We start from the raw sequence: 13,823 nt of genomic DNA on the forward strand, positions 1-13,823 counted from the left end.
AACAAGGAGTTCATTTCAAGAACATTCATCTTGTCTTTAAACTACCTATTTTATCGATAAAATACATGAACTGATCGATAATCTCGGTATCGGGCTTTAAATTCTGATTTTTAGGGGTTTTAGTCGTATTTTTTTATACATTTAAGTATTATTCCCTCGTATTTCATATAGTACCAAAATACCCTTATAAAGGGTATGTAATTTATGTGTTCAACCATTAACCAAACTATTGAATATGAGAACTATACTATTACACCTTTTGAAAAAGGGAACCTTCCTTCGTACAACAGATTTTAAAAAAATACATTTTCTCTTTTTTCTCTCCTTATTATGCTCCTCAAGCATACTATTTGGTCAGGATTATGAGACCACCGGACAATCGGATAATTGGGAAGACCCAAATTCATGGACCTGCGTGGGCGGAGGATGTAATAGAAACCCCTTTCCTGATATTACGGTTTCCAATAGTGAGATAACCATTAAGCACAATATTTTTTACACTTCCAACAGTCCCATCAAATTAAATAACAATAGTGTTCTAAATATCTCGGAGGATGCTGTTTTCAAAACGGTAAGCAACATAAACATCAACAGAGGTGGAAAGCTTTTGGTAACAAAGGGTCAGATAGATATTGGTCCTGGAATTTTAAACAATGACGGGCAAATTGTGTTGACGAATGCTATTCTCATTAAAAATGGTAACATCATCAACAACGCACAGATAATTTTGGACAATGCCTGTGTTAATTTGACCAATGGAAATTTCTTGAATAAAAGTAGCCTGTCCGGCACGGGTAGTGCCAAAACACTCAACGGAAATATCAATAATTCAGGTTCTTGGTCCAGCGGCGTTATTTATTATTTTAGCAATAATTCCTCAGGGCTGCCGGGCTCACCAAGCACACAGGAAGAAGTGGATGCCGTTTGTGCCTGTGTTTTGGTCAATTGTGACATTCTACCCGGTTATCCCCCCAATTCCAAAGTAAGCGAGCTTATTGGCTCTGCCCTAACCTCCTTAGCTGGCAATTATGATCCCAACGAGCCGGTGAACGAATTCATCTATAATGTAAATGCCAACGGAGACGTACTCATTGAAATAGTTGTGGCAGCAGGGCAATACCCAGCGGCGGTTTCCTTACTAAGTACGTTCGGGATTAATACTACCGATTTTATAACGGATGTCTATGATCCCTCGGATGACGAACGGGTGATTACCGTATTTTTTCCTATCTCGGGACTCACCGCGTTAAATCCAAATACCAGTATTATCAATCAGGTTTACGAAGTTTCACCGCCTATACCCAATACTGGACTTATTGATAGCCAAGGGGATGTAGCCCAAAATTCTGACATCACAAGACTGGGCTGGAATCTTTCCGGTAATGGCGTTAAAATCGGGGTGATATCCGATAGTTACGACCGTATAAATGGCCCTCAAAATGGAAATAGTGCGGCCGTGGTACGGGATATAGAGAACGAAGATTTACCTGGCGGCCCGAATGCCGTAAACGTGTTGCAAGATTACCCCTTTGGTACTGCTAGCGACGAAGGTAGGGCGATGCTGCAGATTTTACATGATGTCGCACCGGAAGCTGAACTATACTTTACCACGGGTTTTGTCTCCGAGGGTAATATGGCGGCAGGTATTGCCGATTTGGTAGCTGAAAACTGTGACATTATTGTAGATGACCTTACCTATATGAAAGGACCTTTCTACAGAGACGGTATTGTAGCGGATGCGGTAAATGCCGCTACCGCTCAAGGGGTCAGCTATTTCTCCTCCGCGGGAAATTTTGGCAGTCGCTCCTATGAATCCAACTTTACGCCATCCGCCGCACCCAATAGCATAAGACATGATTTTGGTGGCGGAAATTCTTTACAAAATTTACAGTTGGAACCCGGTCAGTATATTGTCGCGTTACAATGGGACGACGACTTTTATTCTCTGGGGTCCAATACGGGAGCCGCTAATGATTTGGACATCTATCTGGCGGAAGACAACGGGAATATTTTATATGGTTTTAACCGAAACAATCTGGGAGCAGATCCCGTAGAAATAATGCCTTTTATAGTCCTTAACCCAACATCGACCAATATCGTTATTGAAAGAGCTGCTGGCAATGGCGCTCCATTACCCTTTAAGTATGTGGTATTTAGGTCCGGGGATACCGGTAATTTTCAGGCACAACCCGCCGCTAACGGTTCTACCGTGGTAGGTCATGCCAATGCGGAAGGTTCCATTACCGTAGGTGCGGTACGCTATGATAATACGCCTGCCTATGGCGGTAATTTGGTAGCACAGCAATCCTCTTCCAGAGGAGGAACGCTTACGGAAGGAACGAGAAGGGACAAACCGGATATTATGGCCCCGACAGGTGGCGACACCTCGGTGAACTTTGGAGCTCCGGATTATGATAACAATTCTTTCCCCAACTTTTTCGGGACCTCGGCATCGGCACCGCATGCGGCAGGCCTAGCGGCATTGGTAATCGAGGCCAAACAGAAATTCATAGACCCTTCCAATTCAGATGCCTCGTTGGAAACCAGGAACCTCATATTGAACAATAGTATCGATATGGGTCCGGCAGGATTCGATTTGATCAATGGGAATGGATTCGTGTCCGCCGATCAGACCATAGGCGCATTTTCAAATCCTTCGCCAAATTTAATTCGCTTTAATCTGGAGAATCTGGATACCGCTGTGTCCAGTCCCGGTGAAGTTCCGTTTGACCTTATTCTGGAAGGGAACTCTTTTGATGAAAATTCCGTAGTTATTTTTAGGGGTGAAGAATTGGAGACTACTTTTATTGACCAAGCGACTTTGGTCGCCACCATACCGGAATTTATTGGAAATCCACCCATTTATGTATTCACCCCTCCGGGACCATTAACGAACGGTACGGATGGCGGCACGTCCAATACGGTGACCTTTCAGGATATTCCCATTACAGAGGTGCTGATCAAAGGTGATTTCTTGGAAAGACGTTATGGTGAACAAAATCCGGAATTAACGTTCACCACCCTAGTTGGGGAAACGGAGAATCCGTTACCTCCTGAGCTTTTGGAGTTATTGCTGCCTTCCGTGACACTTAGCACCAATGCAGTGGCCAATTCAAATACCGGTCAATATGCCGTTGCTCTTGAATTATCCGACATTAATGTAGGGTTAACGGAATTATACAATTTTACCACGGAGCCCGGGGTCATCAATGTAATACCGATGACCGTTACCATTAAGCCTCAAGCCTTAGGACCCATAGTTTATGGAGACCCCTTACCGGAAATAACCTTCGATTATATTTTTGGAGAAACCGGGGAAGCTGATGTGGTTGTGGATAATGAAGTGGCCAATACTTTTGCCGCCAACCATCTAAATGGACTTTCACTAGTCAACGGGTTATCGTTGGTAAACGGACTTTCCCTTGTAAATGGGATTTCCTTGGTTAACGATGAGCCTACCATTAACGGTCTCTCCCTAGTGAACAAAACGTTCTTTGTCTCTCAAAGCACGGTAACACAATCCGAAACGGTTTTAGAAAACGGTTTATCCCTGGTGAATGGAACAGGAACGGAACGGTTGGTAAATTTTGGAGCCGACCTTTTTGCAGAAAGTTCCATAGAAAATGGAGATTTATCCACCATCACCAACGGTCTTTCCTTAGTCAACGGCCTGTCATTGGTCAACGGCCTTTCGTTGGTCAATGGACTATCCTTGGTCAATGGTATATCACTGGTCAATGGCCTCTCTTTGGTGAACGGTTTATCTTTGGTAAATGGCCTGTCGTTGGTTAATGGCCTGTCTTTGGTGAACGGAGAACCCTTGCCCAATGCCGACTCCGAGAAGATTTTTAATGCATTTGATAACATCCTGGTTATCTTAAATGAAGGGGATGCGCTGAGTGAGTCGCCCATAGATATTAAACCAATTAATGTGATTACAGGTTTGGACGTGGGTACACAATACATCATTCCCGGCGGCTTTATCGATAGTAATTTTGAGATCAAATACGCGCCTAACACTATTGAGATCACTCCTGCTCCTTTGACCGTTACCACGGGAGATGCGGAAATCACCTATGGTGATGAAGTGCCGGATTTCACCGGTACCGTTGAAGGGTTAAAACTGAACGATACCGCAGAAAGTGTTTTCCCTGAAGGGCTTATCTATACAGTAGATTGTACCAATTGCAATGCTACGGACGGACCGTATGCCATCTCCGCCCAATCAGAGAATAGCAGCAGTAATTACACCATTAACTATCAAAATACAGGTTTGTTGACCGTAAATAAATTTGATATCACCTTAACCGCCAATGATGCCATAATTGATTATGGCCAAACGGCACCCCTAGGTTTTACGGTTAGTGTGCTACCCACAACATTACCCTATGACGAAGTGGTCGTGGATATTTTTGGGGATTTTAGTTTTACGCCTTCGGATGGTTGTACCGATACCGATATCATACAAATTGAACCTGTAGAAAACCCGGGTAATTACAACATCACGTATGAAGATGGCAACCTTACCATTACTGCCGTACCGCTTCAAATTGCCTTGGGCACCCAGATAATTACGGAAGGAGCGCAAATACCGACTAATTTTGAAACCAATGTCACCGGATTGGTCTGTAACGATGTTGCACCGGAGTTCAACGCCTTTGTAATAAAAGATTTGGACGGAAACGTGGTTAGCGGCAACCTGGCACCAGGAGAATACAGCGTTTCTGTAGATGTCACCACGCTACAAGGGTATGATAATTATGATATTTCCCAGTTGCCGGGGTCCTTGTTCGTATCGCCTGTGGTGGGTTGTAACGACCGTATTAAAGCTTCAGATCTATGCAAATCTCCAGCCAGTTTACCGGAACATCCGCAGGTGACCACCAGGCTTCTTTTTGAATACACGAACAACTTATCCGTACCGGTGTTTATTGAGAACGGCCCTAAGAATATCTTGAAAGGAAATGCCTATTTTGTGGGCGCTCCGCCAGAAGTATTCCTTCCCGGAACACATACGTTTGAGATTTTTACGGACGGTAGACGATTGCAATGGGAAGTCGTTACAAATGGGTGTAATAGCGCATCCAAATCTGCAAATGGGTCTAATGCCAACCCCTGTGCTACCTCGCTAACGGTAGATATGTCTGCGTATACCGATGTGCCCGTAGTGACGGAACAGGTTTCCAAGGTATACCCCAATCCGGTTTCCAATTATGTAACCCTCAACATTAAAAAGAGTGACCAGCATACCGAATTAAGTATTTTTAACCAAGTAGGTCAACAGTTACTGTACCGAAGCATTGCTCCTTCCGAGGGGCAAGCTATTGAGATAGATTTAACGTCATTTGAAAAGGGCCTATTTCTGTTTCGACTGGACAATGAAGGCGCCTCCACGTATCTTAAAGTATTAAAAGATTAGAGCGCATTATGTAATAAAATAAAAGGCTTCCCTGTTTGGAAGCCTTTTATTGCTCTATAACTTTTGGAAATAGGAACTATAATAAACCTTCTTATTGAAACTATCTTATTTTTCTTACAAAGGTTTATATTCGTAATATGCCTCTAAAAGAAATATAGTTACTAGTAACTACATACAACTGATGTTTTTAAAACGAAAAGAACCTTATGAAAAACGAATTTTTTGGTTTTTATCCCCCCGAGGAGAAAGAAATAGAAGACATCTGGAATGAATCTGTAATTGCATTCGACGCAAACACTCTATTAAATTTATACAGATATAGCAAGAGTACAAAAAATGATTTTCTTAAAACCTTAAAAGATTATTCAGACAGGATATGGCTTCCATATCAAGCAGGTTATGAATTCCACAATAATCGAATTTCAGTAATCAAATCACAGGAACAGACCTATTCTGAAATTGGAGATAAACTTGACGAATTATTCCAAAAATTAGAGAGCGAATTAAACGTTTTTAAAAGACATCCGTTTATTAGTGTTGATAAGATTAAAACAGAATTTTCAAAAAAAATAGAAAAAGTAAAAAATGAATTGATAAAACAGTCTGAAAAACATCCTGAATATCTAAAATCGGACGAAATACTTCCAAGTGTTACTGAATTGTTCGAAAAAAAGATTGGACCAAAATATTCTGATGAAGATTTACAGAAAATATATGAAAATGGTAAAACAAGGTATGCCAAAAAAATACCGCCAGGTTTTTCAGATATTCCAAATAAAAAAAACAAGGGTGACCGACATCTTTACGGAGACTTAATAATATGGCAGCAACTAATTGATAAGGCTAAGGCTGTAAAAAGCACAATTATATTCGTAACTGATGACAGAAAAGAAGACTGGTGGCTCAAATTTAAGGGTCAAACCATAAGACCAAGAGAAGAGCTTATTAAAGAATTTTTTGATAAAACTGGTTTTAGAATTTTAATTTATCAGGCTGATTCCTTTTTAAACTTTGCTAAGGAAAAATTAAATTCATCAGTAAAAGAAGAATCTATAAAAGAGGTCAAACAAGTAAGATTAGAGGATGAAAAGGATTATGAAAATTCAATAATTAACAATGAAAGAATTTCTAGATATGGTTGGATAGACAACTACTATAAAAATGAAAATGCATATAAATCAATGAACGCCTTAGCAAGGCAACTGGATACCCTGCCTAAAACTCCTAATAATATTGCAGATTTCGTTAAGATGACCCAAAATATTCCTACTGTACCGAAATCTATTTTAGATTTTATTAAAATGACGGAAAATATTCCTAAAATGCCTCAATCGACCATTGACGCAATAAATATGATGAATAGAATACCAAAGCCTCCTGATGTGAATAATAATCAAAATGAAACCGAGGAGTAAAAAGTACTTAACACAACATAACCTATAGAAAATACAGGGTTCGGGCTTTAACGATAGGTTTGCGTAATTTTATGACGTCGCGAAATCTTTGGGATTTTGCTTTGGACAAGAAAAATAAAAAAGTTTTGGCCAAGGGCTCAAACGGAAATAGTCCAGCGCGGCAACTCGCCTGGTACTGAGGCAGACGACGTGCCTGCCACACTTGCCACAGCCGAACCGTTAGCCACCACGTATGACAACCGAACTAACAAAGGAAATAAGAGATATTCTTAATCATCCCTGGAAAAGAGAATTACTTTTTCAAGATCGAGTTAAGTGGAATAAAATTTGGGCTTCATTGGATACCTTCGATGATACACACAAAGCTATTACTCATTATTTGAATTTGGATGAATTTGGTCCTAATGATGGCGGATATCTTTACATTTATGGTGTTTTACAAGCAATTAATCTACAACAAGATGCCTTAAAAAATTTATTGTCTGCCTTGTTTGATAAAACAATTGACTGGGAAACTGAATATCCAGATTTATATAAAATTAGAGAACATCGTAATGATTCCATTGGACACCCATCCAAAAGAGGAAACGACAAATCATTTCATATGATTGGCAGATACTCAATCTCAAAAGTAGGTTTTACACTTGCCTCTTATTTTCCAAAATCTGGAGATAAATCCAAATTTGAAAAAATAGATCTTTTAAAATGTATTGAATCTCAATCCAGGTTATTAAATGTTATTCTTACAGATACAATGAATGAACTAACTAATGAATTTAAAGAACATAAAAAGAAATTCAAAGGAGATAAAATCAGAAGCAAAATTCCTAGTACATATGATTATCATATATCTAAATTATTCGAGCACGCATACGGAAATTATCCAGTCGTTGATATGAATTTCAAAATAGTTAAGGAAACAATTGATAATATTAAAGCAGAAGTAACGAAAAGATACTTTAGAACTAGTGCTTTACAAGGACTGGAAGATACTTTAAATTTAATTGAATATATTTTAAAAAGACTTGAGAAGACTCTAATTCAAAATAAAATCAGCGATGAAAATGAATTAAGAATTTTTATTCAATCTCTACGCCAAAATTCTCAAGAGTTATTTGATATGGTTGATGAAATTGATACTGAATTTAGATAAAGCGAAGTGGCTAAAAATGCTAATGCAAATAGGGTATAAAAAATTAAATTTAAAGGCGTTGGCATGTTCGCTAAGTCCACCAAATCTTTTGGATTTCCCTTTTTCCGGGTTACCACCTATCACCTGCTGCTATAAATAAAATGCGTCTAAAAGAATAGCCTTTAGTATCTTTAGTTTTCTTCCCTTAAAGAATAACCTTTTATGAAAATATTTCTTGTCGTCTGTATTTTCATAACGGCTTTATCAACCACACATGCACAAGAAATTAGTACCAAAGGGAAAATAGTGGACGAATTTAATTCAGCTGTCCCGTATGCCAGTGTCGTTTTTAAAAGCGACACCTCGGCAGATACGGTTTTTGGGGTTTTAAGTGAAGAAGATGGTAGTTTCTCCATTTCATTAGAAAAGGATAGGTATACCTTAGAAATTACCGTTGTAGGTCTTCAATCCACCACAAGTTCCATAGACCTTACCAGTGCAGGTGAAACCTATGATTTGGGAGCTATACTTTTGAAAACGGTTGCCTTGGACGAGGTTGTTGTCAAAAACAGAAATAGCCCCTATAAACTCAATCTGGATAAGAAAGAATATAAGGTATCGGGGGATCTATTTTCAAAAGGGGGAACGCTCTCCGACGTAATTCAAAATGTGCCCTCCGTACAAATTGATGCTAACGGTGCTTTAAGCTTACGGGGAAGTGCCGATATCATCGTACTTCTTAACGGTAAACCAAGTGGCCTAACCGCTTCTACCGATCTTCTAAGGTCCATACCTGCCAGTAGTATCGATAAAATTGAGGTAATTACGAACCCCAGCGGGAAATATGTTGCCCAAGGTTCGGCCGGGATACTTAACATTGTTTTAAAAAAAGGAAAAGCCAAAGGCTTTAATGGTAGTGTCGAAATTTTTGGAGGACATCGTTTAAATGCGGGAAGTAATATCAATATCAATGGGGCGAACGATAAAAGCAGTTGGTATATTAACTCCGGTGTGGGTTATTCCGAACCCAAAGGTAAAAATAGCGTGGAGTTGCAAAACTTTGAGACGACTCCCGATCGCACCTCCCAAAATTCCGAACGCATCCGAAAACAGTTGTACGGCCTAGTGAACATTGGAGGCGCTCATGATATTCGGAAGAATCAGAATATGTCGGGGTCTTTCACCTACCGCAGGGCCAATGCAAATAATGACAATGCTACTTTTTACAACGACTTTGAGAATACCCAGTTGTTAGCAAGTTCTGAACGCCTAGAGGATGAGAACGAAAAGAACGATTTTTTACAAGGCGAAATCAACTATTCCATAGAACTGGATACGCTTGGTCAAGTTCTAAAAATTGGGGCCGACGGTCAGTTTATCCAGAGTACGGAAAATTCTGAAATTACGGAGAACGAAACATTTCCAGAGATGACATTCTTAAATACCGATAGAACCTTTAGTTCCGAGGACAATCAGCGGTTTCTGCTCTCCGTAGATTATGAGCTTCCACTTAATAAAAATCAAAAACTAGAACTTGGCTATCTAGGGTCTTTTAAAGATATAACGAACGATTTTGAAGTCGTAACCGGCACGGGAAGTGAATTTGTTCCCATTCCCGAATTTACCAATAGCACTACGTTCCGAGAAAACATCCACAGTTTCTATGTTCAGTTGGGGAAAAAGTATGAAAAAATAGCCTATCAATTGTCTTTACGTTCAGAACTTACCGATATAGCATTGAACGATGCAAACAATACGGTTGTAGTGGATAAAAATTTTACGGACTGGTTTCCTTCAGCTTTTATAAACTATAACCCAAACGAAGAAGAAGAATATCGACTTTCGTTTACACGGCGCATTTTAAGGCCGTCAGGTTTTATTTATTTGCCATTTTCAAGTTATACGGACGAAAGAAACATTTTCGTTGGTGACCCGGATATCAACCCATCCTATACGTTTAGTAGCGAACTAGGCTACTCCTATAAAATTTCAAATTCCTTAACCTTAACACCAACATTGTATTTTAGAAATACCGAAGATGAAGTTGAATTTTTTGTAGAAAAGAGAACGATTACGATCAATGAAGAGGAACGGGAAGTGTTTGCTTCTACCTTGACCAATATCGGGACCTACACCGCTTACGGACTTGAGTTGGGCGTGTCCTACAAACCTGCAAATTGGTGGGATATCTATTTTGAAAGTACGTTTAACGGCTTTAACCAAAAAGGTAACGTAAGAGGTGCCAGTTTTGATGGGACAGGGGTTTTGATCTATGGGCGTTTAAACCACACGGTCAATTTATCTAAAAAACTGAAAGTACAATGGCAAAATAATTATAGAGGTCCTATTGAAACGGGACAATATCGCAGAAAAGGTATTTACGCCATGAACATGGGTCTAAACTATGATATCTTTAAAGGTAATGGGGCCATTACGTTGAACGTTGTAGATGTGCTCAACTCCAATATTAGAAGGGTCACCAGTTTCGGAAGTGATTTTACACGGGATTTAGAGTTGCAAAATAGAGTGCGTCAAATCAATTTATCCTTAAGTTATCGTTTTGATCCCAAGTCAAAGACTAAACAGGGTAATCAATATGATAAAAACGAAATCATAAATTGATTTACTTTTTAAGAACTCTGAAATAGTTCATTTTTAAAGTAAAGTGGAGGCTTAGGTGATAGATAAAACTGAACATAAAACTAAAAGTTCTAGCTATGTGCGTGGTTTAAAACAAACGCTAATTTGCTATCGTTCTGTTCATTGCTTAACGCTTAGCATTTTTTATATTTCAATATTCAATAAATCCAGTTTTGACAGAACCTCTAATAGTCACTTTAACTAAAATATAGAAGTATGCGTTCGTGGACAGTTTTATTTTTAGTAGTTCTCTTTCATGGATGTAATACAGCCCCACCATATGAAGTTATAGATGGTATTCTGGAAGTCCCTGAAAACCGACTAAATTCCGATTCTCGAACGCTTAAATTGGTGTATAAAGTGCTTAAGGCAAAAAAAGCCGATCCGTTGAAATCTCCAATTCTATATCTACAGGGCGGCCCAGGAGCTTCCACCTTAATAATGGAGGAGTCTTGGAAAAATCACCCTCTCCGGAAAGACAGGGATATTGTACTGATGGATCAACGCGGAACAGGTGCATCGGAAGCAAATTGCGTTGATATGGGTAAAGCCATCTTTGCTATTGCGAGACAAGACTTAGGCCCTAAAGAAGAATTATGGGCATTGGACTCAATCTTTAACCAATGTAGGAACGCACTCAGTCAAAAAGGAGTTGATTTGGCTGGATATACCAGCCAAGAAAATGCTACCGATTTTGAGGACTTACGTAAAGAATTGGGGTATGAACAATGGAATCTATATGGAGCTTCCTATGGTTCAAGGTTGGGGTTAACTATCATGCGTGATTTTCCAAATAGTGTCCGTAGCTCAATCTTTGTAGGCGTTTTTGCTCCAGAATCTCAATTATCTGAAACGATTATCGATTTTGAAAAATCCCTTTTTGAAGTCCTAAGACGTTGTGAACAAAATGAGAAATGTAATAGTAGCTATCCTTCTCTTAAAACTCGTTTATTAAAAACTCTAAAAAGGTTAGAGTCGGAACCTTTACATTTAAACTACAATTCACAATCTTTTGTTCTGAACCGTCGAGATGCTTTACTATTACTACACCAGTCACTTTACAGTCGCTATTCAATAGGATATATCCCTGAACTTATTGAAGCGATGGAGAAAGGTAAATCGGAGCCCATAGAGAGTGCTTTGCAACGTGTTGAATTCATTTACAATTTCGTTAATTGGCCCATGAACAATTCGGTCATGGCCTATGATGAACTGCCCTTTATCGATAGTCTTGAAGTAATTAATGCTCAGGAAAAATCCGAGCTAGGATTTGACATTATGACCTTTGAAGGTTTTAACTCGCTATCCGACTGGCATCCATTTAGGGCGCCGGTTCTTGAAAACCAACCCGTGATTTCAGAAATTCCTACATTGATGGCTTCGGGCAGTTTAGACCCAGTCACTACAACTAGAAATACCAACGAAGCTTTAGTACATTTAAAAAATGGTTATGGCGTCGTTTTCCCAGATGAAAGTCATGATTTGTTCAATCCTTGTTTCCTTCAAATTACCGAAGATTTTCTTAACAATCCTTACGATAAACCTGATTTAGTTTGTAGCTCAATAAGACAGCCTATTGAATGGAACTTAGCCAAACCATCTCAATAAAAAATGCTAACAAAACCGAAACGAAATGCTGACTCTAGGGCAATACCGAAAGGTCTGTGTATATTTATGAAGTCGCTAATCCCAATAGCTATCGGGAGGGGATTTAGCTTTGGACAGAAAAAGTAAATATAAAAAAACGATATAGAGATTTAATATGGCAGATGTTGCAATCTTACCACTCGCATTATCGGTAATGTTAGGGCCCCAAATTTTGGTAGGGATGTTATTGATTACCCGAAAAGACCCCATCAAAAGTTCTTTGATTTACATTACCGCGATAATTTTAACGCTGATACTGACGACATATATGTATTATTCAATTATACAGCGAACGGATTTGCACATGGCTTCCTTTGCCGGTGTACCGATGTTGAAATACTTTTTAATCATACTGTTCATTGTCTTAATAATCCGCTCCCTGTTAAAACGTCATCAGGTAACAGCACCACCCAAATGGATGCAAGGAATTGCAACCGCTTCTTTAGGAAAAATTTTCATGATCGGTCTATGTTTAATTGCCTTTATGCCGACAGACATCGCAGTCACTTTTTCCATTGGAAGTATTTTGAACAGTGCGTCCAGTTCTTTTTTAGAGGCGTGGCCTTTTTTTGGTGCTGTTTTATTCATCTCATTTTTACCTCTAATAATCTATTTTTCTCTAGGCTCAAATGGGTCTCAGTATTTGGAAAAAGTGAACCGCTGGCTAAATACGCACGGCTATATTATAAACATCATCGTTTTCACGTTTTTTATATTCCTGTTGATTTAGTACAAGTTCTTTTGGCGACAAGGTATTTAAAGCGCGAATAGTAATTACCAAAAGCGAAAGATTATACCTAGCTTGCCAAATACCAGATAATTTCTCGTTTGGCCCTTAAATTGAAAAGATGTAAAAAGTTAGTTTCGTATTGGTGATAAAAATCAGCATCTTTCTGCTGAATACGTTACCTAAAGAAGCACTTTATACTTATGAAACATCTATTAATCCTAGCGCTACTCTTCAATTTAATCTTACCAACGAAAACGTATAGCCAAATGACAACGAACAAATATGAAGTAGCCTTTGAAGCGTTATTTAAAGATAAAAATCCCGAATACTACATAAAACTGACTCAAGCGCTTTCAGATTTTGAAAACCATCTTATTTCAACAGGCATTATTAAAAACACTGATTACAGTAACTATGTAGAATTACTTAAAAAGATTAGTGAGGACGACAACTTAAAGTTAGACATTACCTATGATTTGAAGGGGTCCCTTAAAGGTTAATTAGAGGCTGCAAATAAAGTCATGCCAACTATGGAAAGTGCCCTAATTGGACAAGAACACCTGAATATGGACAATTCAAAGAATTTTCTTATGAATCAAAAAGCTTCGGAGATTATAAATCAAGGTCAGGAAATAACCCGTTCACGATATGCCACTTTATTACTGGAAACATATGACGAAAAGGACTTTGAACTAAGATTGGTAAAATTGAAGATTTTAAGATTTCTCGACCCAAACTCGGACCTTGTTTATTACGTTTACGCAGGTAAACCTAGACCGGAATAAAATTTATTTTACAAACATCTATTCTTGTTTCAACTCATAACAAAATCGAAAGGTG

At 38.9% G+C, this 13,823-nt stretch carries 8 protein-coding genes; all 8 read left to right on the forward strand.

Features of this window, described 5'->3' with window-relative positions:
- The first annotated feature begins 235 nt into the window (after nt 1-235).
- The 8 genes from N8A89_RS00940 (at nt 236) to N8A89_RS00975 (ending at nt 13,768) form a co-directional block, all read left to right on the forward strand.
- A complete protein-coding gene (locus N8A89_RS00940) occupies nt 236-5,419 on the forward strand; it encodes an MBG domain-containing protein (protein WP_289644722.1) in 5,184 nt (1,727 codons plus the stop codon).
- Between the two features lie 206 nt (nt 5,420-5,625).
- The gene (locus N8A89_RS00945; protein WP_289644723.1) at nt 5,626-6,834 is read left to right on the forward strand and encodes a PIN-like domain-containing protein; all 1,209 of its coding nucleotides are present in this window, start codon (nt 5,626-5,628) and stop codon (nt 6,832-6,834) included.
- A 232-nt stretch (nt 6,835-7,066) separates the two neighbouring features.
- Nucleotides 7,067-7,987 carry a hypothetical protein gene (locus tag N8A89_RS00950; protein WP_281540570.1) on the forward strand — a complete coding sequence of 307 codons (921 nt, stop codon included), beginning with the start codon at nt 7,067-7,069 and terminating at the stop codon, nt 7,985-7,987.
- A gap of 201 nt (nt 7,988-8,188) precedes the next feature.
- Entirely contained in the window at nt 8,189-10,588 is a 2,400-nt protein-coding gene (locus N8A89_RS00955; RefSeq protein WP_289644724.1) for a TonB-dependent receptor, read from the forward strand.
- Between the two features lie 234 nt (nt 10,589-10,822).
- The gene (locus N8A89_RS00960; RefSeq protein WP_281540573.1) at nt 10,823-12,214 is read left to right on the forward strand and encodes an alpha/beta fold hydrolase; all 1,392 of its coding nucleotides are present in this window, start codon (nt 10,823-10,825) and stop codon (nt 12,212-12,214) included.
- A gap of 154 nt (nt 12,215-12,368) precedes the next feature.
- Complete coding sequence (locus N8A89_RS00965; protein WP_281540574.1) at nt 12,369-12,983, forward strand: GAP family protein; 615 nt, start codon at nt 12,369-12,371, stop codon at nt 12,981-12,983.
- A 200-nt stretch (nt 12,984-13,183) separates the two neighbouring features.
- Nucleotides 13,184-13,483, forward strand: coding sequence for a hypothetical protein (locus N8A89_RS00970; RefSeq protein ID WP_289644725.1), 300 nt, complete (start codon nt 13,184-13,186; stop codon nt 13,481-13,483).
- Nucleotides 13,484-13,513: 30 nt separating this feature from the next.
- Nucleotides 13,514-13,768: a hypothetical protein gene (locus N8A89_RS00975; protein ID WP_281540576.1), complete on the forward strand. Its 255-nt coding sequence runs from the start codon at nt 13,514-13,516 to the stop codon at nt 13,766-13,768.
- Nucleotides 13,769-13,823 lie beyond the last annotated feature (55 nt).

The organism is Maribacter aestuarii (assembly GCF_027474845.2).
GTDB classification, from domain to species: domain Bacteria; phylum Bacteroidota; class Bacteroidia; order Flavobacteriales; family Flavobacteriaceae; genus Maribacter; species Maribacter aestuarii.

Coding starts and splice junctions, on each gene's coding strand:
- N8A89_RS00945 (WP_289644723.1), top strand. CDS start 5,626: ATGAAAAACGAATTTTTTGGTTTTTATCCCCCCGAGGAGAAAGAAATA.
- N8A89_RS00940 (WP_289644722.1), top strand. CDS start 236: ATGAGAACTATACTATTACACCTTTTGAAAAAGGGAACCTTCCTTCGT.
- N8A89_RS00950 (WP_281540570.1), top strand. CDS start 7,067: ATGACAACCGAACTAACAAAGGAAATAAGAGATATTCTTAATCATCCC.
- N8A89_RS00975 (WP_281540576.1), top strand. CDS start 13,514: ATGGAAAGTGCCCTAATTGGACAAGAACACCTGAATATGGACAATTCA.
- N8A89_RS00970 (WP_289644725.1), top strand. CDS start 13,184: ATGAAACATCTATTAATCCTAGCGCTACTCTTCAATTTAATCTTACCA.
- N8A89_RS00960 (WP_281540573.1), top strand. CDS start 10,823: ATGCGTTCGTGGACAGTTTTATTTTTAGTAGTTCTCTTTCATGGATGT.
- N8A89_RS00965 (WP_281540574.1), top strand. CDS start 12,369: ATGGCAGATGTTGCAATCTTACCACTCGCATTATCGGTAATGTTAGGG.
- N8A89_RS00955 (WP_289644724.1), top strand. CDS start 8,189: ATGAAAATATTTCTTGTCGTCTGTATTTTCATAACGGCTTTATCAACC.